The 20,759-nt window shown below is 47.2% G+C and carries 22 protein-coding genes and 1 pseudogene; 11 read left to right on the forward strand and 12 right to left on the reverse strand.

The features are described 5' to 3' along the window. Nucleotides 1-51: 51 nt before the first annotated feature. From N39L_RS01300 to bioB, 4 genes are all read right to left on the reverse strand, one after another. Entirely contained in the window at nt 52-1,311 is a 1,260-nt protein-coding gene (locus N39L_RS01300; protein ID WP_006617878.1) for an FAD-dependent hydroxylase, read from the reverse strand. Between the two features lie 258 nt (nt 1,312-1,569). Next, a complete protein-coding gene (gene lspA / locus N39L_RS01305; RefSeq protein WP_006617877.1) occupies nt 1,570-2,046 on the reverse strand; it encodes a signal peptidase II in 477 nt (158 codons plus the stop codon). Between the two features lie 15 nt (nt 2,047-2,061). Continuing rightward, a complete protein-coding gene (locus N39L_RS01310) occupies nt 2,062-2,646 on the reverse strand; it encodes a biotin transporter BioY (protein ID WP_014274060.1) in 585 nt (194 codons plus the stop codon). Nucleotides 2,647-2,649: 3 nt separating this feature from the next. Next, nucleotides 2,650-3,801, reverse strand: coding sequence for a biotin synthase BioB (bioB, locus tag N39L_RS01315; protein ID WP_006617875.1), 1,152 nt, complete (start codon nt 3,799-3,801; stop codon nt 2,650-2,652). A gap of 512 nt (nt 3,802-4,313) precedes the next feature. On the opposite strand from bioB, the gene pstS reads away from it, so the two are divergent. The 5 genes from pstS (at nt 4,314) to pstB (N39L_RS01340) (ending at nt 9,559) form a co-directional block, all read left to right on the forward strand. Continuing rightward, a complete protein-coding gene (pstS, locus tag N39L_RS01320; RefSeq protein ID WP_006617874.1) occupies nt 4,314-5,390 on the forward strand; it encodes a phosphate ABC transporter substrate-binding protein PstS in 1,077 nt (358 codons plus the stop codon). Between the two features lie 294 nt (nt 5,391-5,684). After that, on the forward strand, nt 5,685-6,650 hold the full coding sequence (gene pstC / locus N39L_RS01325) for a phosphate ABC transporter permease subunit PstC (RefSeq protein ID WP_006617873.1): 966 nt from the start codon (nt 5,685-5,687) through the stop codon (nt 6,648-6,650). 80 nt (nt 6,651-6,730) lie between these two features. Beyond that, nucleotides 6,731-7,636 (forward strand): phosphate ABC transporter permease PstA, encoded by a 906-nt coding sequence (gene pstA, locus N39L_RS01330; RefSeq protein ID WP_006617872.1) that lies wholly within the window; start codon nt 6,731-6,733, stop codon nt 7,634-7,636. A gap of 67 nt (nt 7,637-7,703) precedes the next feature. Further along, nucleotides 7,704-8,513 carry a phosphate ABC transporter ATP-binding protein PstB gene (gene pstB / locus N39L_RS01335; RefSeq protein ID WP_006617871.1) on the forward strand — a complete coding sequence of 270 codons (810 nt, stop codon included), beginning with the start codon at nt 7,704-7,706 and terminating at the stop codon, nt 8,511-8,513. A 218-nt stretch (nt 8,514-8,731) separates the two neighbouring features. Then, nucleotides 8,732-9,559, forward strand: a complete 828-nt coding sequence (pstB, locus tag N39L_RS01340; protein ID WP_006617870.1) for a phosphate ABC transporter ATP-binding protein PstB — start codon at nt 8,732-8,734, stop codon at nt 9,557-9,559. Nucleotides 9,560-9,655: 96 nt separating this feature from the next. On the opposite strand, the gene N39L_RS01345 is transcribed toward pstB (N39L_RS01340), so the two are convergent. Next, nucleotides 9,656-9,823 (reverse strand): NblA/ycf18 family protein, encoded by a 168-nt coding sequence (locus N39L_RS01345; RefSeq protein ID WP_006617869.1) that lies wholly within the window; start codon nt 9,821-9,823, stop codon nt 9,656-9,658. Between the two features lie 233 nt (nt 9,824-10,056). Here N39L_RS01345 and N39L_RS01350 point away from each other — a divergent pair, with 233 nt between their 5' ends. Continuing rightward, nucleotides 10,057-10,650, forward strand: a complete 594-nt coding sequence (locus N39L_RS01350; protein ID WP_006617868.1) for a phycobiliprotein lyase — start codon at nt 10,057-10,059, stop codon at nt 10,648-10,650. Between the two features lie 114 nt (nt 10,651-10,764). Then, nucleotides 10,765-11,367: pseudogene (locus N39L_RS01355) on the forward strand (Uma2 family endonuclease). Nucleotides 11,368-14,106: 2,739 nt separating this feature from the next. Here N39L_RS01355 and N39L_RS01360 read toward each other — a convergent pair. After that, nucleotides 14,107-14,289 carry a hypothetical protein gene (locus tag N39L_RS01360; protein WP_006616414.1) on the reverse strand — a complete coding sequence of 61 codons (183 nt, stop codon included), beginning with the start codon at nt 14,287-14,289 and terminating at the stop codon, nt 14,107-14,109. Nucleotides 14,290-14,368: 79 nt separating this feature from the next. On the opposite strand from N39L_RS01360, the gene N39L_RS01365 reads away from it, so the two are divergent. After that, nucleotides 14,369-14,578: a PIN domain-containing protein gene (locus tag N39L_RS01365; protein ID WP_014274063.1), complete on the forward strand. Its 210-nt coding sequence runs from the start codon at nt 14,369-14,371 to the stop codon at nt 14,576-14,578. A gap of 59 nt (nt 14,579-14,637) precedes the next feature. Here the strand turns inward: N39L_RS01365 and N39L_RS01370 are convergent, their stop codons facing one another. Both N39L_RS01370 and N39L_RS01375 read right to left on the reverse strand, forming a co-directional pair. Continuing rightward, on the reverse strand, nt 14,638-15,042 hold the full coding sequence (locus N39L_RS01370) for a type II toxin-antitoxin system VapC family toxin (RefSeq protein WP_014274064.1): 405 nt from the start codon (nt 15,040-15,042) through the stop codon (nt 14,638-14,640). Then, nucleotides 15,042-15,284 carry a hypothetical protein gene (locus tag N39L_RS01375; RefSeq protein WP_014274065.1) on the reverse strand — a complete coding sequence of 81 codons (243 nt, stop codon included), beginning with the start codon at nt 15,282-15,284 and terminating at the stop codon, nt 15,042-15,044. The genes N39L_RS01370 and N39L_RS01375 overlap by 1 nt, the downstream gene beginning before the upstream one ends. Nucleotides 15,285-15,649: 365 nt before the next feature. On the opposite strand from N39L_RS01375, the gene N39L_RS01380 reads away from it, so the two are divergent. The 3 genes from N39L_RS01380 to N39L_RS01390 are packed head-to-tail and all read left to right on the forward strand — an operon-like array spanning nt 15,650 to nt 16,473. Continuing rightward, nucleotides 15,650-16,021, forward strand: coding sequence for a hypothetical protein (locus N39L_RS01380; protein ID WP_006616409.1), 372 nt, complete (start codon nt 15,650-15,652; stop codon nt 16,019-16,021). Continuing rightward, on the forward strand, nt 15,993-16,274 hold the full coding sequence (locus N39L_RS01385; RefSeq protein ID WP_216646502.1) for a type II toxin-antitoxin system VapC family toxin: 282 nt from the start codon (nt 15,993-15,995) through the stop codon (nt 16,272-16,274). Before N39L_RS01380 ends, N39L_RS01385 begins: the two co-directional genes overlap by 29 nt. Then, nucleotides 16,240-16,473, forward strand: a complete 234-nt coding sequence (locus tag N39L_RS01390) for a PIN domain-containing protein (RefSeq protein ID WP_014274068.1) — start codon at nt 16,240-16,242, stop codon at nt 16,471-16,473. The genes N39L_RS01385 and N39L_RS01390 overlap by 35 nt, the downstream gene beginning before the upstream one ends. Before the next feature lie 218 nt (nt 16,474-16,691). On the opposite strand, the gene N39L_RS01395 is transcribed toward N39L_RS01390, so the two are convergent. From N39L_RS01395 to N39L_RS01410, 4 genes are all read right to left on the reverse strand, one after another. Further along, complete coding sequence (locus tag N39L_RS01395) at nt 16,692-16,928, reverse strand: hypothetical protein (protein ID WP_006616407.1); 237 nt, start codon at nt 16,926-16,928, stop codon at nt 16,692-16,694. Between the two features lie 3 nt (nt 16,929-16,931). Then, nucleotides 16,932-17,498 carry a PIN domain-containing protein gene (locus tag N39L_RS01400; protein WP_014274069.1) on the reverse strand — a complete coding sequence of 189 codons (567 nt, stop codon included), beginning with the start codon at nt 17,496-17,498 and terminating at the stop codon, nt 16,932-16,934. A gap of 6 nt (nt 17,499-17,504) precedes the next feature. After that, the gene (locus N39L_RS01405) at nt 17,505-17,714 is read right to left on the reverse strand and encodes a ribbon-helix-helix domain-containing protein (protein ID WP_006616405.1); all 210 of its coding nucleotides are present in this window, start codon (nt 17,712-17,714) and stop codon (nt 17,505-17,507) included. Nucleotides 17,715-17,894: 180 nt separating this feature from the next. Next, nucleotides 17,895-20,753, reverse strand: a complete 2,859-nt coding sequence (locus N39L_RS01410) for a tetratricopeptide repeat protein (RefSeq protein ID WP_014274070.1) — start codon at nt 20,751-20,753, stop codon at nt 17,895-17,897. Between the last annotated feature and the right edge of the window lie 6 nt (nt 20,754-20,759).

Raw genomic sequence — 20,759 nt, forward strand, 5'->3', positions numbered from 1 at the left:
CCCCTCAGCATCACCCCCCACCCCATAATTGATAACTCCCTATTGACTTAATTACTTACACTCAGTAATTTGGGGCGCGCGTCCAAATAATCCCGTCATTATTCGTAAAGACAAATAACGCAAAGGTCGGATTTTTTTTAAGCCCCACAGTCCCCAACGACGCAAGATAACTTGAGGTCGCCAATTCCCCGAAAACATCCGATCCAGAAAATCCGTAAACCCCAAAATTAGCAGGTTTTCTCCCCGCCGCCATTTCTGATATCGGTTCAGAGTTTTTAGGTCGCCAATATCTTCACCCGCTTGATAAGCCTTTTTCACAATTTCGGCGATCGCACCAGCATCACGAATCCCCATATTTAACCCTTGACCTCCCACCGGGTGACAACAATGGGCTGCATCTCCCACTAAAGCTAATCTATGATTAACATAGCGATCGCTTTGCATTAATTGCACTGGAAACACTATGCGATCGCTCAATAATTCCAACCGCCCCAAAACTCCACCCGTCCGATATTCTAGCAACTCCAAAAACTCCCCTTTATCCATTTTTTGCCACTCATGGGCTTGGCTATGGGGCGCAGTTAACACCACTTGACAGCGATTCCCCGGTAGCGGTAAAACTCCCATCGGTCCGCTTGACCAGAATTTTTCAAACGCTACATTATTATGATGTTTTTCCGTTTGAATCGTAAACGCTATACAGGACTGCCAATATTTCCAGCCTTTCGTATTGATTCCACAGGCTTCACGTAAGGGAGATTTTGCACCATCAGCCGCCATAACTAGCCGCGCTTTAATAGTCTTAACTTCTTCCCCAGTTTCTACCTCGATTTCCGCGCGATCGCTATAATAACTTACTTGTTTGACTCTCCCTGGACACCACCAATGCACCTCCGCGCAATCTTCCAGAAACCTTTGCATTGCTGTTAGGATAACCGAATGTTCCCCCACATATCCTAACGCCTCAGTCCCTAAGTCCGTCGTTTCAAAATTAATCACATTTGGATGATCGTTATCACTCAGACTAATTTGATAAAATGTCGTGATTTTTGGTAGAATATCTCCCCATACCCCGATCTGATCTAAAATTCGCCCCGTTTGTAACGTTAAAGCATAGGCTTGGCGACGACTCGCGGCGATCGCTTTTGGTTGAGGTTCAATTAGTGCTATTCTTAGCCCGGAATTTTTTAGGCTACACGCTACTGTCGCCCCCACAATACCACCACCCACAATCGCTATATCATAGTCTCCCTCACCCTTCACCGATTCTGCTATTATCGATTCTGCTGCTAACAATTCACTTACTCCCATTGGCCCGATATTACACTCAATGCTCCACTTTTATCTATCATACATACTATATTGTTAAGTTTTGTAACAAAAAATTAAGAAATGTTAAAAATTTTCGCTTTTTGGGGAGGGGGGTTGCTTTTGGCGCTGACTTGCGCTATACTTTTATCATAATGGGATGGTTGCAATTTTTTTATTTTTGGCAATTTCTTATTATTAAGAATATGTCAATATTATAACAGAAACCGCCCGCCCATGTCAACCCCTTTACCAGAAAAATTATGGGTGAGAATGGGGCTTAAAAGCAGCGATCAGCAAACAGATAATGCCGACATTAATAGAAATATCAGCCACATTAAAAACAGGAAATTGAATCAGGCGGAAATCGAAGAAATCGACCACATGACCAGAAACAAAGCGATCGATACCGTTACCCAAAGCGCCGCCAAGAATCAAACCATATCCCCACTGTTCCCAGGAAATAAACCGAGGGCCAAACCAAGCCCAAAGCATTAATCCCAGACTAACCAGCAGAGACAGCCAACGCAGCCAATAAACACCGCCATTGCTAAACAAACTAAAAGCCGCCCCAGTATTAACCACATAGGTAATATGAAAAATACCCGGTAAAATGGGGACAGTTTGGGGAGGGGTAGTCAACTCAAAAGTCTGCACCACCCAAAACTTAGTCAAATGGTCTATCACCAAACTGATAGTGGCAGCTATCCAAAAAGTCGAGTTTTTTTTAAATCCCATGGAGGATAATTTTAATTAATAAAACATTAGCCCCCGGAGGACATAGGATATAACAGTTACCGCACAAGCCACAGCCAACTGACCACCGAGGGGAGTAAGAGAATAGCTGTGAATAGCCGTCATTAGTGGAATCATGCGATCGCCAACATTATTCATCAAATGAGTAGCAACCAGATAAAGTATCCCCACCAAGTGAATAGAAATCAATCCACACAGACAGCTAAACCCCAGCAATTCCAACTTAGGATGATTACGAAAAGCCAAAAAACCACAGACCCAACCACCGGGAACAAAACCCAATAGATAGCCAAAGGTAGGCTCTGCGAGGTAGCCGAACCCCCCTCCTTGGGAAAAAACAGGTAAAACCGTCAAACCCAAGGCGAGATAGGCAATTTGAGACATAGCAGCCGCATTTTTGCCTCCCATACAGCCCACCAGTAGAACCGCTCCGATCTGATAGGTAACACCCAAGGAATGTATCTGAATGTTAGGCTGACTCCAAAGGCTAGAGGGGTCGGTGACAAACGCTTCCAAGAAGGTGCCACCGATAGTCAGAAGTACGCCAATGATCGCCCATAAAAATTCAACTGGTGGTATCAATTGTCAGGGAGTTATACTTGAGGTTGTGGTCTGGTGTTTTTGGTCTGGTTTTTGTCCGGGAATAGGAGCCTCTCCACCCTCAAGACCAAGAGACTCTAACATAGCCCGATCGCTTTCAGGGGGTTGGCCCATAGTAGTTAGATAATGTCCAATCAGCATGGCATTAATCCCCGCTTTCAGACCTAACGCTTGTAATTCTCCCATAACAGCTTCCCGTCCCCCTGCATATCGCAAAATTTGCTCTGGGAGGAGTAGGCGAAAAATAGCGATCGCCTTGAGCGCTTCATATGGGTCAAGACGGGAGCGCCCCCCCAAAGGAGTTCCTTCACGGGGGTTCAGTAAATTAATCGGAACCGACTCTACCTCAAGTTCCCGCAATGCTAAAGCCAGGTCAACACGGTCTTCCCAGCTTTCTCCCATACCGATAATGCCACCCGTACAGGCTTGAATACCAGCAGCCTTGATATTTTTCACAGTTTGAACGCGATCGTCCCAACTATGACTCGTCACAATATTACCGTAAAACTTTTCGGAAGATTCCAGATTGTGATTATACCTAGTCACACCCGCTTCCGCCAAAGCCTGAGCCTGTTGTGGGGTAATTTCTCCCAAAGCACAACAGGGTTTAATAGAAGTTTCCGCCTGAATGCGGCGAACTGTCTCCAGGATCTGTTCAAATTCATTAGACTTAGGGCTATTGTACTTAATACCCCGTCCCTGAGAAACCAAACAAAACCTTTTAGCCCCAGCTTCTTCCGCAGCTTTCGCCTGAGCCAGAATTTCCTCTGGGGATTTTAGCCCATAAATCGGCGAATTTTCCCCAGGGTGGTGAACCGACTGGGAGCAGAAACTGCAATTTTCCGAACAGTTCCCCGACTTGACATTAATAATGCTACATAAATCTACCATTGTGCCACAACAGGCTTGACGTACTCGGTCCGCCGCCTCGCACAGCAGTAGAATATGATCATTTCCTTCGATTTCAGTCAGTGCGATCGCCTCTTCTCGACCAATGCGATCGCCCCCAATTACCCGGTCAGCCAGGGAATTGAGCCACTGCGATAGTTGCTCTGTTGTCTGACTCCTAGGTGTGAGCGACCAATACTCAGCATTGAGTTCGGACTGACGGTTAGTTGATGGCAGTGCTTGAACCACGATTAAGCCTTAAACTGCGTAATTACCTTAATCTCCCCATCGTACCATCATCTCACCCCAAGCTCAATGGCAACCCCACCCCGTGGCCATAGATTGCAATTGTTAATTATTCATTAATTTTCCTCCCTCTGGTAAAGTTAGGTGCTACTAAAATTTATCAATCTCCCCACAGCTCAGACTAAATAAGCCGCCTTTCTTTGACATAAGATGTTCCCCCCAATTAGAATTTAATAAAAACAGCACCATACCAGCCACCTATAGTCAAGTTAGCCTTGATTAAGATTAGTTTAAGGTTAGGTTATCCTTGACAGCAAAACCAAGTTAAGCTAAATCTTTAGATTTTTTTCTAACCACCAACTCCCCTTGTGGAGTCATCAATCTTGTGGTAATTTCTTGTGTAGGTATCGGGCTTAAAGTCTGTTTTTGTACCTGAGTATCAAATTAAACCAGAACCTTAATCGGTTATTGTTCATCTGATTTCCTAGTCGTTTCACCAAGTGGACGTATTTTTCATGGTTCTCAATCGCAAAGTCCTTTTAGCAGTAGCCTCCCTACCAATACTATTAGGAGCCACCGCCTGCGCTCCTGGCCCCCAAGATGGAGAAACTGGCGGCCAAAGAATATCCATTAGCGGCGCTGGGGCGACCTTTCCCGCCCCCATATTTCAACGTTGGTTTGATGCCTATAACCGCCAGGTAGACCCCAACGTACAAGTTAGTTATCAGTCCGTAGGTAGTGGAGCCGGTTTAGAGCAATACATCAACGGCACAGTAGACTTCGGAGCCAGTGAAGCACCGATCACAGACTCAGCCGATCGCACAGCATCCTTCATCGCCGCCCACGGCCACGATCCCATTCAAATTCCCATGACCGGAGGGTTTATTTCCTTCTCCTATAACCTCCCAGGAATTGATAACCTCCAACTCCGCCTATCCCGGCAAGCCTACTGTGGTATCGTGACCGGACAGATTACTCAATGGACTGATCCGGCGATCGCAGCCGATAACCCCAACCTCAATCTTCCTAACCTACCCATTGTCTTCGCTCACCGTTCCGACGGTAGTGGAACCACCTTTGTATTTACCAACCACATTAATACAATCTGTCCTGACTGGCCTGCTGGTGCCGGCACCTCCGTAGACTGGCCCATAGGTATTGGCGGTCAAGGAAACGAAGGTGTTGCCGCCTCCATTCAACAAAACGAGGGAGCCATTGGCTACCTATCTTATGCCTATGCAGCCCTCAACGACATTGACTCAGCCGTAATCGAAAACCAAGCCGGAAACTTTATCGCCCCATCTCCAGAAGCAGCAGCTAAAGCCTTACTTGATGAACCCGTACCCGATAACTTTGCTTTGCTAGTTCCTGACCCCTCCGGTGCTGAGTCTTACCCCATTGTCGGTCTAGTTTGGGTGATGATCTATCAAAACTATGAAGACGATGCCAAATGGCAAGCCATGCGTCAGGTTTTTGAATGGTCCTTGGGTCCAGAAGGTAGAGCCTTAGCAGAAGAACTCCTTTTCGTTCCCACCCCTGATCCTTTAGTAGAAAGGATTAAAGCCGTCTTTGACACCATCAACGCCAACTAACAGAATCCCTTAGATAATTCAGGAGTTCCATATTTTTGGTACTCCCATTACCGAAACTTTTCTGTAGTTGGGATATATAGCCCAGAGTGTGGGTGTAGTCACAAGCCACTCAGTTAGCCTTTTCCTGTTCCATGGATAACTGATAACTACTCCCACACTTCCCTAGTCCCAGCGATCGCTCTTTCCTGTAAATACCCCGTACCGTGCGTCACAGCACAAACTTGGTTGGTTTCCCCAATAGCTGATCCAATGTGACCCACCCTACGTCATTCCAAGAGGAGACAAAACAACATCATGACCCTGGCTGATCCATTAAATCAATTACCCAGCCGTAGCCTCGAAAAACGAACCAGCACCATTCGAGTCATCGATATCGGCTTTTGGGGATTAACCCTACTCCTGGCTATTGGTGCCGGAGCCGTTTTACTTTGGGTAATCGTACAAACCGCCATCGAAGCTACCCCCGCCATTCGCGAATTTGGTCTCGGTTTTTTAGTCAGTACAACCTGGAACCCCGTAACCAACGTATATGGCGTACTACCCCAAATTTATGGAACCTTAGTTACCGCCTTTATCGCCCTACTAATTGCCATTCCCCTGGGCATTGGTGTCGCCATCTTCCTCACCGAAGGCTTTGCTCCTAAATGGGTGACAACTCCCATCGCCTTTGCGATCGAGCTAATTGTCGCCATCCCCAGCGTCGTTTTAGGCATTTGGGGGATTTTTGTCCTCATTCCAGTCATCAGACCCCTTTTTAGATTTCTCAACAGCTACTTCGGCTGGATTCCCTTTTTCGGTGGCGCTACCCCCTCCGGTAATAACCTCTTACTGGTCGGTTTAGTCCTATCCATTATGATTGTCCCCATTATCATCTCCATCACCCGTAGCACCTTTGAAGTTTTACCCAGAGACCTCCGCAATGGTTCCCTCGCCTTAGGAGCCACCCGCTGGGAAACCATTATCAGAGTCCTTATCCCCGCCGGCTTATCTGGCATTATCAGTTCCGTCATGTTGGGAATGGGTCGCGCTATGGGTGAAACCATGGTAGCCGCCATGCTAGTCGGTAACGCTAACCGCATTGACATATCATGGTTACAGCCCGGAGCAACTATTACAGGTCTCATCGCCTCCCAATTTGGCGAAGCCGGACGCACCCAAGTAGCCGCCCTCATGTACGCAGGTTTAGTCCTGATGATGCTATCCCTCGTCGTCAATATTTTGGCGGAACTCGTAATTCGTCGATTTCAGAATATTGAGTAAGGTTTATGACCTTGACCTTAGTTTCTTGACCTTAGTTTTTGGTTCAGTCAATCCCCCACTAAGTTTAGCAAACATAAATTATGGATAATCCAGGTCGTCAGCCTTCCTTTCCTTCTGAAGGCGATAGTTTCGATATTAGCGAGAAAACCATGGCCCGCCATCGCCGTCTCTTCGGACGGATATTAACCGTATTAACCATGGTCTTTGCCGCCACAGTCATCATTCCCTTGCTGTGGGTTCTCGTTAGCGTCTTTCAAAAAGGCGCAGGCGCTTTAGTCTTTCCCGATATCTTCACTAAATTACCACCCCCTCCCGGTCTCTCTGAGGGCGGTTTTGGTCATGCCATTATCGGTAGCTTGATGACCCTCGGAATTGCTACCATGATTGCCGTTCCCTTTGGTGTCATTGCTGCCATTTATCTAGCCGAGTTCGGTCGCGGTACTAAGTTAGCCTACTTGGTCAAGTTCTCCTGTAATGTACTCACCGGCGTTCCCGCCATTTTATGTGGCCTATTTGCTTACTCCATTGTCGTCAAACCCATGGGAGGATTTTCCGCTTTTTCTGGTGGGGTCGCTTTGGCTGTCTTGATGTTACCCATTATTATTCGCTCTACCGAAGAAGCCTTGTTATTGGTTCCTAATGAAATGCGGTTAGCTGCAACCGGTATTGGTGCCAACCGATTTCAAACTGTCGTTCAAATTGTCTTACCCGCCGCCCTAACTTCTATTGTCACCGGTGTTGTTCTCTCTGTCGCCCGCGCCGCCGGAGAAGCCGCACCCTTACTTTTTACCTCCTTTAACAATAACTTCTGGGCGGCTAATGTTTGGGAACCAGTTTCTACCTTACCTATCTTGATTTACTTTTTCTCGATTATTCCCTACAAAGCCTCTCAGACTTTGGCTTGGGCTGCCGCCTTGGTATTGTTGTCACTTGTCCTCATTTTCAGTGTTTTAGCCCGCTTTTTTAGCAGGAAAAAAGCATTTTAATTTAACTAGCTTGTTAACTCGCCTATTCTGCCTCAATGTTCTTTTAGCTTGACTAATTGGAGAAACCATGCAACAATATATTGATGATGTGTCCGTAAATACTCGGCGCATTTTTGAGATTAAAAATCTATCCGTTTACTACAGCGGTGCGATCGCTCTCCGGGATGTTAATATGGATATCCTAGAGCGTAAAATTACCGCCTTTATTGGCCCCTCTGGCTGTGGTAAAAGTACCCTCCTGCGCTGCTTTAACCGCACTAATGACCTGGTTCCCGGTGCTGAGGTTAAAGGACTTTTGAATTACCGAGGTCAACCCCTCTATCACAAGGGAGTTGATCCGGTCGTTGTCCGCCGCCGCATTGGTATGGTCTTTCAGCAGCCTAACCCTTTCCCTAAGACTATTTATGATAATGTCGCCTATGGTTTGCGGGTAAATGGCATTAAAGATAACCTAGAGGAGAGGGTCGAGAAAGCCCTACGCAGCGCCGCCCTCTGGGATGAAGTGAAGGATAATCTTAAAAAGTTGGGGACTTCTCTATCGGGAGGACAGCAGCAACGTTTATGTATCGCTAGGGCGATCGCTGTTCAACCCGATGTTATTTTGATGGATGAACCCTGTTCCGCTTTAGACCCGATTTCTACCATGCGAATTGAAGATTTGATGGCTGAACTCAAGCAACATTATACCATTGTCATTGTTACCCATAATATGCAGCAGGCTTCTCGCGTAGCTGATTATACCGCCTTCTTTAACGCCGAAGCCCTAGAAGGTGGTAAGCGGGTTGGTTATCTAGTCGAAGTAGATACCACTGAAAACATTTTTTCCTGTCCCCAAGACCAGCGAACTCATGATTATGTCAGTGGTCGTTTTGGCTAAACCGTAAACCTCAATATATAGCAATATTACATGATGATGGGTAAAATTCAACCTGTTCCCCCCGGACTTCCATCCGGCGGCGGTGATATTCACGGTTATACTTATTAACTCTCATCACTCGGCTATATATCCAATTAATTCCCCAACTCTAGTAATCCAGTTTTTGGGGTTCGATTTGTACCTAATAAATTACTCAACAATTCAGGAGTTAACTGCTGATGATGGATGCGAGTATTCCCGATACTGCTAATTTGACTGATACCGATATAGTTATCCATGCTCAAAATCTTGATGTTTTCTATGGGGATTTTAAGGCGGTTCGTGGCGTGACTATGGACATTCTTAAAAAACGGGTAACCGCTTTTATTGGACCCTCTGGCTGTGGTAAAACTACTATTCTCCGCTGCTTTAATCGCATTAATGATTTGATTCCAGGCTTTAGGTTGTCCGGGAATATTTACTATCAGGGTCAGAATTTATACGATCCAATTGTCGATCCTGTCCAAGTGCGAAGACAAATTGGTATGGTCTTTCAGAAGCCTAACCCCTTCCCTAAGTCTATTTATGAAAATATCGCCTATGGGGTGCGCGTCAATGGTTTGGCTAAGTCCAAAGGTGATATGGATGAAATTGTAGAGCGATCGCTTCGTCAGGCTGTACTCTGGGATGAAGTCAAAGATAAACTCCGACAAAGTGGTTTGGCTTTGTCTGGGGGTCAACAACAACGTCTATGTATTGCACGCGCTGTTTCCGTTCAACCTGATGTAATTCTCATGGATGAACCTTGCTCCGCTTTAGACCCCATTTCTACCATGCGGATTGAAGAACTTATTGTTGAACTCAAACAACAATACACTATTATTATCGTTACCCATAATATGCAGCAAGCAACTAGGGTCGCCGATATGACTGCCTTTTTTAACGCCAAAGCCGAAGATGGTAGCAAGCGTTTTGGCTACCTGGTCGAGTTTAGCGATACTCATAGTCTTTTCCAAAATCCCCAACAAGAAGCCACACAACAATATGTTAGTGGTCGCTTTGGTTAAGCATAACCTATTCCCAAGAGGTCAGAGGCTACTTAACTTAATCAGCCCTTTCTGACCTCCCTCTGGTTGTGGTGATTGGTTGATGGTGTTTTGAGGCTATGCGCCTTTCATCCAGTTTTTCAGTAAATTATCCTTGACCATCCCTTGGCGAAATACCTCAATTAAATACTCCTGAGCTTCTTCTAAACTTAGGTGTTTGACTTGTTCCTGGAGAACCTTGAGCTTGAATTGTTGCTCTATGCTTAGATTTCCTGGGGTTTGCATTGTTCGCTCCTCCTCTGAAATTCTAGGGGTGAGAGTACGGTTTTGGGTCAAACCGTAACTTTTGTTTACCTGGAATGTAAATTATCGTAACATACACTTGACAATCTGTCCATGATGGACATTTAGGCACTAATCTATTTAACAAAACTTTGGATTTTCCGATCTGATAGCCACAGACTCAGCCCTAACTGCCATAAAATAAACGGATAGCCGTCAGACTGGAGATTAAGCTAATGGATGCTATAGAATTTTTTAATATGAGTGCCGGAAGATGGCGATCGCTAAGGACGACCCATCACCTAGCTTTTCGTCAAGCCGAAAAAGGATTTTCCGATATTAATGTAACCTCCCTTACCGCTGAGGACCCCCAGGTAGCCGAGATCTGCAAAATGCACGATATTGACCCGAGTTTGGCGGCGGGGGGGGCTCATGTCACCTGGAATGGCGAAATGGCTTGGGATAAGGAAGACGAAAACCATAAGGGTTCTACCGTATTTGCGATCGTACCAGACCCAGACGATCCGCGCCGGGGTCGAATGCTGCGGGAAAGGGGTTATGCGGAAATTGTCCCGGTGATTGGACGTTTTGAAATGGACGAAGAGGACGGCTTAACCTTAATAACCGAATATGAAACCATGAGTTCTATTGAACGCTTTTGGTTTGTTGGTTCTAATGTTAGAATGCGATCGAGTGCCGTCAAGCGGTTCGGAGGCTTCAACACCTCCACCTTCTGCACAGAAATCCGCATCGACTCTGATTCTAACACAACCACAACTTCCGAAGCCGAAAAACCATCTGCTGGTTTTATCTCAGCTTTGGGTTGGTAAAACCGTAACCCCCCTGAAGTCGAAAGATTTTCAGGGGGGGTTAGTGTTGGTGTTTTAGCAGCTACTAACTGCCTGGATCTCAATAACCCATTCAGAAACCATTATACCATAGCCATGACATCTATAACCACCGACAAAACATATACTTTTGAAGACTACCTCAAATATGACGATGGCACAGACAACCATTATGAATTAGTCAATGGACAATTAGAAATCATAAACCCACCAACCATCCGACATTTGCTGATCGCCGATTTTATCCGGGATACTTTGAAAGCCGAAATAAGTCGGATTAATTCACCTTGGTTGTGTTTGAAAGAAGCCGGGGTGAGAACCTCACCGAGGAAGTCGCGATTGATGGATGTCTGTGTCGTTTCCAGAGAAAAAGTTGTAGAATTGTTGGATGAATCTGCCGTTTTTTAAACTCCACCCCTCCTAGTGGTGGAAGTAGTCAGTCCCGAATCCGTAAACCGAGATTATAGGTACAAAAGAACCGAATATGCGGCGGCGGAAATCCCGGAATATTGGATTGTAGATCCGATGTTAAATAAGATATCGGTTTTGCGGCTGGATGAGGGTTTATATGAAGAAACTGTTTTGACGGACAATCAACAAATAGTCTCGCAAGTTTTCCCAGAATTAAGGTTAAATATCGGAGATATTTTCGCAGCGGGCAATATTTTCACCTCCCCCGAAAATCCCCCCCAATCCTAAAAATCGGGGTTATATCAGCCACGGAAACATTTAATAAACGGGGTTTCTAGTAGGTTGGGTGGAGCGATCGCGAAACCCAACACAGTCGGCTAGGCTGGGGGTGGTTAAGTTTTTGTGGAGTTTCCTGGGTTCACATAACCTACTGATTTGTTGGGTTTCCTGCGTTCACCCAACCTACTAAGATGTTGGGTTTCCTGCGTTCACCCAACCTACTAAGATGTTGGGTTTCCTGCGTTCACCCAACCTACTAAGATGTTGGGTTTCCTGCGTTCACCCAACCTACTAAGATGTTGGGTTTCCTGCGTTCACCCAACCTACTCCTAATGCTAAGATGTTGGGTTTCCTGCGTTCACCCAACCTACTAAGATGTTGGGTTTCCTGCGTTCACCCAACCTACTAAGATGTTGGGTTTCCTGCGTTCACCCAACCTACTAAGATGTTGGGTTTCCTGCGTTCACCCAACCTACTAAGATGTTGGGTTTCCTGCGTTCACCCAACCTACTAAGATGTTGGGTTTCCTGCGTTCACCCAACCTACTAAGATGTTGGGTTTCCTGCGTTCACCCAACCTACTAAGATGTTGGGTTTCCTGCGTTCACCCAACCTACTAAGATGTTGGGTTTCCTGCGTTCACCCAACCTACTAAGATGTTGGGTTTCCTGCGTTCACCCAACCTACTAAGATGTTGGGTTTCCTGCGTTCACCCAACCTACTAAGATGTTGGGTTTCCTGCGTTCACCCAACCTACTAAGATGTTGGGTTTCCTGCGTTCACCCAACCTACTAAGATGTTGGGTTTCCTGCGTTCACCCAACCTACTAAGATGTTGGGTTTCCTGCGTTCACCCAACCTACTAAGATGTTGGGTTTCCTGCGTTCACCCAACCTACTAAGATGTTGGGTTTCCTGGGTTCACATAACCTACTGATTTGTTGGGTTTCCTGCGTTCACCCAACCTACTAAGATGTTGGGTTTCCTGCGTTCACCCAACCTACTAAGATGTTGGGTTTCCTGCGTTCACCCAACCTACTAAGATGTTGGGTTTCCTGCGTTCACCCAACCTACTCCTAATGCTAAGATGTTGGGTTTCCTGCGTTCACCCAACCTACTAAGATGTTGGGTTTCCTGCGTTCACCCAACCTACTAAGATGTTGGGTTTCCTGCGTTCACCCAACCTACTAAGATGTTGGGTTTCCTGCGTTCACCCAACCTACTAAGATGTTGGGTTTCCTGCGTTCACCCAACCTACTAAGATGTTGGGTTTCCTGCGTTCACCCAACCTACTAAGATGTTGGGTTTCCTGCGTTCACCCAACCTACTAAGATGTTGGGTTTCCTGCGTTCACCCAACCTACTAAGATGTTGGGTTTCCTGCGTTCACCCAACCTACTAAGATGTTGGGTTTCCTGCGTTCACCCAACCTACTAAGATGTTGGGTTTCCTGCGTTCACCCAACCTACTAAGATGTTGGGTTTCCTGCGTTCACCCAACCTACTAAGATGTTGGGTTTCCTGCGTTCACCCAACCTACTAAGATGTTGGGTTTCCTGCGTTCACCCAACCTACTCCTAATGCTAAGATGTTGGGTTTCCTGCGTTCACCCAACCTACTAAGATGTTGGGTTTCCTGCGTTCACCCAACCTACTAAGATGTTGGGTTTCCTGCGTTCACCCAACCTACTAAGATGTTGGGTTTCCTGCGTTCACCCAACCTACTAAGATGTTGGGTTTCCTGCGTTCACCCAACCTACTAAGATGTTGGGTTTCCTGCGTTCACCCAACCTACTAAGATGTTGGGTTTCCTGCGTTCACCCAACCTACTAAGATGTTGGGTTTCCTGCGTTCACCCAACCTACTAAGATGTTGGGTTTCCTGCGTTCACCCAACCTACTAAGATGTTGGGTTTCCTGCGTTCACCCAACCTACTAAGATGTTGGGTTTCCTGGGTTCACCCAACCTACTAAGATGTTGGGTTTCCTGCGTTCACCCAACCTACTAAGATGTTGGGTTTCCTGCGTTCACCCAACCTACTCCTAATGCTAAGATGTTGGGTTTCCTGCGTTCACCCAACCTACTAAGATGTTGGGTTTCCTGCGTTCACCCAACCTACTAAGATGTTGGGTTTCCTGCGTTCACCCAACCTACTAAGATGTTGGGTTTCCTGGGTTCACCCAACCTACTAAGATGTTGGGTTTCCTGCGTTCACCCAACCTACTAAGATGTTGGGTTTCCTGCGTTCACCCAACCTACTCCTAATGCTAAGATGTTGGGTTTCCTGCGTCCACCCAACCTACTAAGATGTTGGGTTTCCTGCGTTCACCCAACCTACTAAGATGTTGGGTTTCCTGCGTCCACCCAACCTACTAAGATGTTGGGTTTCCTGCGTTCACCCAACCTACTAAGATGTTGGGTTTCCTGCGTTCACCCAACCTACTAAGATGTTGGGTTTCCTGCGTTCACCCAACCTACTAAGATGTTGGGTTTCCTGCGTTCACCCAACCTACTAAGATGTTGGGTTTCCTGCGTTCACCCAACCTACTAAGATGTTGGGTTTCCTGCGTTCACCCAACCTACTAAGATGTTGGGTTTCCTGCGTTCACCCAACCTACTAAGATGTTGGGTTTCCTGCGTTCACCCAACCTACTAAGATGTTGGGTTTCCTGCGTTCACCCAACCTACTAAGATGTTGGGTTTCCTGCGTTCACCCAACCTACTAAGATGTTGGGTTTCCTGCGTTCACCCAACCTACCAAGATGTTGGGTTTCCTGCGTTCACCCAACCTACTCCTGGTGCTGTCGTGGTAGCAAAACGGGTTTCCCATTTTTGCTCATCCTGCAACTGTGCCAAAAATCGAGCCGCGATCGCATCTTGTTGGTCGGGTGGGAGTTGTTGGATTTGGGCGATCGCCTGTTGAAGTAGTTCGGTCATTTTTCAGTAGCAGTTAACACCGCCAAATCACATCGCTTCTGTATTTTACCTCGCTCTTGCCATAGAGCTTAATGCAGATTTGCTGTTGATTGATGAGCGTCGAGGTCGAGCAGCAGCGGACCGTTTAGGCATCAAGATTACGGGATTACTAGACATTTGGGTTGAGGCCAAGCATAATAATTTAATTACTGCGGTCAAGCCTCTTATGGATGCGCTGATTACTACATCAGAATTTAGAGTATCTTCAGCTTTATATAACCAGATTTTGAGCAGGGTTGATGAAATTTAACCGATATCTCAGAAACCGGGTTTCTATCCTCACCTCTTCTCCCCATCGAACCTAGTTTTTTAGGTCTGTCGCCAATTCTCAGTTTTAAGACCAACAACGCGATTAAATTCTCGTTGGTTGGCGGTAATCATGAGCAGTTGATGTTCCAGTGCAGTGGCAGCAATCAAGACATCATAAGCCCCAATTGGCTGTCCTTGAGATTTGAGTAAAGCACGAATCTCAGCCGCTTTTTCAGCTTCTGCGTTTGTGAAAGGAAGAATGGTCACCGACGATAAAAAATCGAGAATAACGGGTTTAATTTTTTCCGCCCGTTGTGGATTGAGGGCTAAACCATAGTTAAGTTCCATCACTGTAATTGAGGAAACAGCAATGTTGACTGGGGCGGTTTGCTTGATTCTGTTTTGAGTACCCGGTTCGCCTTTGATGAAGTCACTGATAACACAGGTATCGAGGAGGTATTGCATTAGAAAATTTCCGGTTCGCGAGGGGGAAGCAGTTCATCGCGATAGGACTCGAAAGCGGGGAAATCAGGGATTCCTTGATAAGACAAAATCGCTTCTGACCATTGGGACACTGGAATGGGTGGCGTTTGCATTGTGCGGCGTAACATTTGCAAAATTAAAGTAGGCAGGGGAATATTAGATTGTGTGGCTTGATGGATGAGGTCTTGTTCGAGGTCTGGCGGTAGGTTGATGGTAATTTGCATCGGTGATTTTCCTCAATTGATCCGTCTTCGATATTTTATCATCCTCCACAATAAACCCGAGGAGGATTCAATTTCTGCGGTGAGGATGGCTTCTGCTTCAGTGCCCAGTTTCGGGCTACCATCATTATAGACCACCGAGGAAGGGGTCAGGGGGAGTGGGAGATACAGAAAGGGTGTTCGGGGCTCAATTTGCTTGTAAATACTAGGTAACTGCCTCATCCAGCAGAGTCTCTAAACTTTTCTGTTCTTGCATTGCCACCTGTACCCATTGAGTCAAAGCTTCGCCGTGAGTTCAGCCGAACGGTTTGGGGGTCTGGTTTCCAATTCAGAGTGATTTCCAGCATCGTTTCATCCGTTGAGCTATCATGTTTTATCAAAGGGTTCTAGAAACCTACAGCCGAGAAACCGACTATCCCCGCCAATGCTATCAAAATCACTGTCTTGTCAACCTGCGACATTCTGGATATAAATTAATCATGAATACAACTCAATTACACCAAAAAATCGCCAGCCAACTGAACAACCTCTCACCGGAAAGACTTGCCCTCGTCAGTGAGTTTCTCGACTCCCTAGAAGCAACGGAACCCCCTCAATCATCTCCCTTGAGAAAATTGCCCCCGCTAAAAAGAGGGAAAACCGCCCAAGATTTACTCAAAGTTGCCGGGACTTGGCAAGGAGATGACTTGGAAGAATGCCTTGATTCCGTTTATGAAACTCGTTCAGAAACCCAGTTTTAATATCATGCCCTATTTAATGGATACAAACCATTGTAGCTATATTATCAATGGCAACGTTCAAGTCCTTAATGTTTTAAATAATCATCGTAATGACGCAATTGGAATTAGCATTATCACTTATGCGGAATTGCTGTACATGGCTGATAAGTCTGGGAGACAATCCGAAAATATCACAGCAGTAAAAGAGTTTTTGGGTCAAGTTGATTTGTATTTTCTTGATGAAGAAACGGCCATTTTTTATAGATCAGATTAAAACAGCAGTTTTTAATCAGTTTGCGCCCAAGGATAAAAATAAGCGGCGTCGCACAAGTATCAGCAATTTAGGATTTACTGACCATGACCTTTGGATTGTTGCCACAGCAATTCAGCACGGATTAATCCTTGTTTCTGCCGATAGTGATTTTAAGCGCATCAACCAAGTTCAGGCTTTTTCTTGGGAATCATGGATATGATAAGCGACTGCCGATTTGTCTATCAGAAAAAATTGGCTTGGAAATACTGGGTAACTGCCTCATCCAGCAGAGTCTCTAAACTTTTCTGTTCTTGCATCGCAATCTGTACCAGTTGGGTCAAAGTTTGGGGTTCAGGTTTCCAATTTATGGTGATTTATAGCATCGTTTCATCCTTTGAGTTATCGTATTTTATCAAATCGTTCCAGAAACTCGCTTTCTCAACTTCCAGAAATCAAAATGGTCAGAGCACGTTCTATGGCTTCCTCTTCTGTGGTACAAATTCCACTGGCTAGGATGCGATCGAGCAAGTTACGGATATCTGGACGGGATAATATGTGATAGGCTTTACGTTCAGCCTTGCGTTGTTCTAAAGCAGTTGTTAGAGTCATCACATCCTGATGAATATCTTCAGCCGAGAGTAACTCTGCATTGGGTTCGGGAACTTGTTTAGTCATGGTTTACCTTCCGTAATTTTCTACAAGGGTTTCAATTAATTTATCGCCGTAATATGTACCTTGTTGCTGGCAGGTTTTGAGGAGGTGCCGAATGTCATCTTTCGTTAAAATTCCGTCTAGTCCAGCCCGTCCTAAAATCCCCGGAAATCCCGTCATTTTCAACCCCATTTCCCCAGCAACTTGACGGGCAGCTTTCTCATCTAAAAGAATAAGTGCCACATTTAGATCGGGGCGATTTTGCATGAGAATTATGGCCTCGGCTTCAGCGAGATCATCACGCCAGTCTGAACGGGTATTTTTGTGCGATCGCGCAATTCGTTTTGCTACAGTTTCTGCTTGTTTTTTTTCTGAATCGGTTAATTCGGCAACAACCACAAATCCCTCACCAATGAGTTGAGTAATTTCATCGAGCCACCCATGACCATCTAGTTCTTGTACCTCAGAGGTGGTAATGTAAAGGAGCGAAAAATATCGCTTGAGTAAATCAATCCGACCACATTGAAAGGCTGAAACGAGAGGTCCTGTATTGGATACTGCTACTATTTTATCAAGTTCTGTGGTATCTGTCATTGTTCCTTAAACGTTATTAGCCTTTTCCCCACTTCCAGAAAAAGGCGGCAGATTGACTTGCTCGCGGGTTTCGGTGAGCCAGTCTGGGTATTCAGTTTGCAATTTTTCTAGCAATTTAAACGCGGCATTCACCACTTCATCAGGATGGCTAAAATTGCCCTGGGCTAACTGGGCGGCGATAAACTCTTCTTGTTGCTTGTTTAAGGTAATTTGCATGACGTTCTCCAAAAACTTGCTTTCTCGCCATTATAGCGATCGCGTAGGTGATTCGGACGCAGGTAAAAAACCTGGATTTCTTGCCCTCCACCCACATCCCAGAAACCCGGTTGTTGCCATAACCGCTGCCGCCTCGCCCCAATCGGATTGAGAAACCCGGTTTCTTATCCCCCAGCTTTCTCATTCCTCTAACAAAGCCTGAAATCGACTATTCTGGCGAAGGCTGTCAAAATCCCTATCAGTTTTTGCCACCTCGCGACATTCTGCATCTAACTCAATCGCCCGTTGTAAGTTTTGGATGCCTAAATCTACATCCCCTTGCAACCCATAAAGACAAGCAATATTATAGTAAGCATTGGCATAATCAGAGTCCAACTCTAAGACTTTTTGGTAACTCGCTATTGCCTCCTGATAGCGCCCCAAACTAAATAAAGCATAACCGCGATTATCCCAAATATAAGCGGCATCCGGTTCCAAGTTTAGGGCAGTTTCATAACTAGACAGTGCCGCTTCTGCATCTCCAGAACGCCGTTGTGACGCTGCCAAATAATTCCAATATTCAGCGTTGTCCGGTTGCAGTTGTACCGCCCCTTGAAAACAACGCACCGCCCCTTCATAGTTTTCTGCTTCCCACAGCGCCTTGCCTTGCTTCTCCAGGGCTTTTCCCATATTCTCCCAAATGAAGGAGGCAGCATCGGGTCGAAGTTTGACCGCTTTTTCCCAACAGGACATCGCTTCCTCCTCCCGTCCTTGCTGTACCAGAGATAAGCCCTCAGACAGTAAATTCAAGGGATTTTCAGAAGGCGAGGTTAAAGGGGCATCCATTTCCAACGGGAGAAAATCCACCCCCTCCAACCGCAGAAAATGCACCCGCCCCCCATTATCCCCCGCCACCACCGTCACCCCATCCGGTGCAACCTCACAGGAAAGCATCGCACCATCCCCGATAAAGGTGGCTAACACTTCCCCCGTCACCAAATCCCACAGTTTCAGGGTTTCATCCCAAGATGCAGACACCGCTCGTTTCCCGTCGGGGGCGATCGCCACTGCTCTTACCTCGCTACTATGCCCAGAGAGGGTAGCGAGTTCCCTCCCCTGCTCCAAATCCCACAGTTTCAGGGTGTTATCACGCGATGCAGACACGGCTCGTTTCCCGTCGGGGGCGATCGCCACTGCTCTTACCTCGCTACTATGCCCAGAGAGGGTAGCGAGTTCCCTCCCCTGCTCCAAATCCCACAGTTTCAGGGTTTTATCCTCCGATGCAGACACCGCTAGTTTCCCGTCGGGGGCGATCGCCACTGCCCATACCGAGTCACTATGCCCAGAGAGGGTAGCGAGTTCCCTCCCCTGCTCCAAATCCCACAGTTTCAGGGTTTCATCCCAGGATGCAGACACCGCTCGTTTCCCGTCGGGGGCGATCGCCACTGCTCTTACCTCGCTACTATGCCCAGAGAGGGTAGCGAGTTCCCTCCCCTGCTCCAAATCCCACAGTTTCAGGGTTTTATCACCCGATGCAGACACCGCTCGTTTCCCGTCGGGGGCGATCGCCACTGCTAGTACCCAGTGACTATGCCCAGAGAGGGTAGCGAGTTCCCTCCCCTGCTCCAAATCCCACAGTTTCAGGGTTTTATCACCCGATGCAGACACCGCTCGTTTCCCGTCGGGGGCGATCGCCACTGCTAGTACCCAGTGACTATGCCCAGAGAGGGTAGCGAGTTCCCTCCCCTGCTCCAAATCCCACAGTTTCAGGGTTTTATCATTGGATGCAGACACGGCTCGTTTCCCGTCGGGGGCGATCGCCACTGCATATACCCAGTCACTATGCCCAGAGAGGGTAGCGAGTTCCCTCCCCTGCTCCAAATCCCACAGTTTCAGGGTTTTATCACCCGATGCAGACACCGCTCGTTTCCCGTCGGGGGCGATCGCCACTGCCCTTACCGAGCTACTATGCCCAGAGAGGGTAGCGAGTTCCCTCCCCTGCTCCAAATCCCACAGTTTCAGGGTTTCATCAGACGATGCAGACACGGCTCGTTTCCCGTCGGGGGCGATCGCCACTGCTCTTACCCCGCCACTATGCCCAGAGAGGGTAGCGAGTTCCCTCCCCTGCTCCAAATCCCACAGTTTCAGGGTTGCATCATCCGATGCAGACACGGCTCGTTTCCCGTCGGGGGCGATCGCCACTGCCCATACCGAGTCACTATGCCCAGAGAGGGTAGCGAGTTCCCTCCCCTGATCCAAATCCCACAGTTTCAGGGTGTTATCACCCGATGCAGACACCGCTCGTTTCCCGTCGGGGGCGATCGCCACTGCTAGTACCTCGCGACTATGCCCAGAGAGGGTAGCGAGTTCCCTCCCCTGCTCCAAATCCCACAGTTTCAGGGTTGCATCAACCGATGCAGACACGGCTCGTTTCCCGTCGGGGGCGATCGCCACTGCTAGTACCTCGCGACTATGCCCAGAGAGGGTAGCGAGTTCCCTCCCCTGCTCCAAATCCCACAGTTTCAGGGTTGCATCAACCGATGCAGACACGGCTCGTTTCCCGTCGGGGGCGATCGCCACTGCTCTTACCCCGCCACTATGCCCAGAGAGGGTGCGAATCAGTGGCCCGCCGGGTGGGGTGAGGTTGGCGGTGAGGGGACGAAACCAGGGTTGTTTCTGCCCTTGTTTTGCCTGTTCCAGTAAAGCCACAATCTCTGGATTCTCAAAGGACAGCAACCGCCCCCAAAATTGCCCCGCCAGTTGGGTTTTATCGGATTCTAAAATATGAGCCGACAGCCGCAACGCCCCAGCGATTAATTGCAGGGTTTCCGTCTGTTCCGGGTTCAGCAAGACATCCGAACTCATCGCCAAATCGTAATCTTCAATTAAGGCTTGCACCCCGAACTCCGCCAGTTTTGCCTGGATAAAGTCAAAATCCGTCAGCAGCTTCTGTAGTCGTGCAGTTTGGGCAGTGTTAACGAGATGCTCAGGGAATTTTTCTAAGGCATAGCGCCGCTTTTCTGGATAGAATTTGTTTAGCCGTTCAATAAAGCTGGTCATAACTCA

The sequence above is a fragment of the Limnospira platensis NIES-39 genome, from assembly GCF_026000695.1.
GTDB classification, from domain to species: Bacteria; Cyanobacteriota; Cyanobacteriia; order Cyanobacteriales; family Microcoleaceae; genus Limnospira; species Limnospira platensis.

Coding starts and splice junctions, on each gene's coding strand:
- N39L_RS01410 (WP_014274070.1), bottom strand. CDS start 20,753: ATGACCAGCTTTATTGAACGGCTAAACAAATTCTATCCAGAAAAGCGG.
- pstS (WP_006617874.1), top strand. CDS start 4,314: ATGGTTCTCAATCGCAAAGTCCTTTTAGCAGTAGCCTCCCTACCAATA.
- N39L_RS01370 (WP_014274064.1), bottom strand. CDS start 15,042: ATGCAATACCTCCTCGATACCTGTGTTATCAGTGACTTCATCAAAGGC.
- N39L_RS01390 (WP_014274068.1), top strand. CDS start 16,240: ATGAAGAAACGGCCATTTTTTATAGATCAGATTAAAACAGCAGTTTTT.
- N39L_RS01345 (WP_006617869.1), bottom strand. CDS start 9,823: ATGCAAACCCCAGGAAATCTAAGCATAGAGCAACAATTCAAGCTCAAG.
- N39L_RS01300 (WP_006617878.1), bottom strand. CDS start 1,311: ATGGGAGTAAGTGAATTGTTAGCAGCAGAATCGATAATAGCAGAATCG.
- N39L_RS01385 (WP_216646502.1), top strand. CDS start 15,993: ATGAAACTCGTTCAGAAACCCAGTTTTAATATCATGCCCTATTTAATG.
- N39L_RS01350 (WP_006617868.1), top strand. CDS start 10,057: ATGGATGCTATAGAATTTTTTAATATGAGTGCCGGAAGATGGCGATCG.
- pstA (WP_006617872.1), top strand. CDS start 6,731: ATGGATAATCCAGGTCGTCAGCCTTCCTTTCCTTCTGAAGGCGATAGT.
- lspA (WP_006617877.1), bottom strand. CDS start 2,046: ATGGGATTTAAAAAAAACTCGACTTTTTGGATAGCTGCCACTATCAGT.
- N39L_RS01395 (WP_006616407.1), bottom strand. CDS start 16,928: ATGACTAAACAAGTTCCCGAACCCAATGCAGAGTTACTCTCGGCTGAA.
- N39L_RS01375 (WP_014274065.1), bottom strand. CDS start 15,284: ATGCAAATTACCATCAACCTACCGCCAGACCTCGAACAAGACCTCATC.
- pstB (WP_006617871.1), top strand. CDS start 7,704: ATGCAACAATATATTGATGATGTGTCCGTAAATACTCGGCGCATTTTT.
- N39L_RS01360 (WP_006616414.1), bottom strand. CDS start 14,289: ATGACCGAACTACTTCAACAGGCGATCGCCCAAATCCAACAACTCCCA.
- N39L_RS01405 (WP_006616405.1), bottom strand. CDS start 17,714: ATGCAAATTACCTTAAACAAGCAACAAGAAGAGTTTATCGCCGCCCAG.
- N39L_RS01400 (WP_014274069.1), bottom strand. CDS start 17,498: ATGACAGATACCACAGAACTTGATAAAATAGTAGCAGTATCCAATACA.
- pstB (WP_006617870.1), top strand. CDS start 8,732: ATGATGGATGCGAGTATTCCCGATACTGCTAATTTGACTGATACCGAT.
- N39L_RS01380 (WP_006616409.1), top strand. CDS start 15,650: ATGTTTTATCAAAGGGTTCTAGAAACCTACAGCCGAGAAACCGACTAT.
- pstC (WP_006617873.1), top strand. CDS start 5,685: ATGACCCTGGCTGATCCATTAAATCAATTACCCAGCCGTAGCCTCGAA.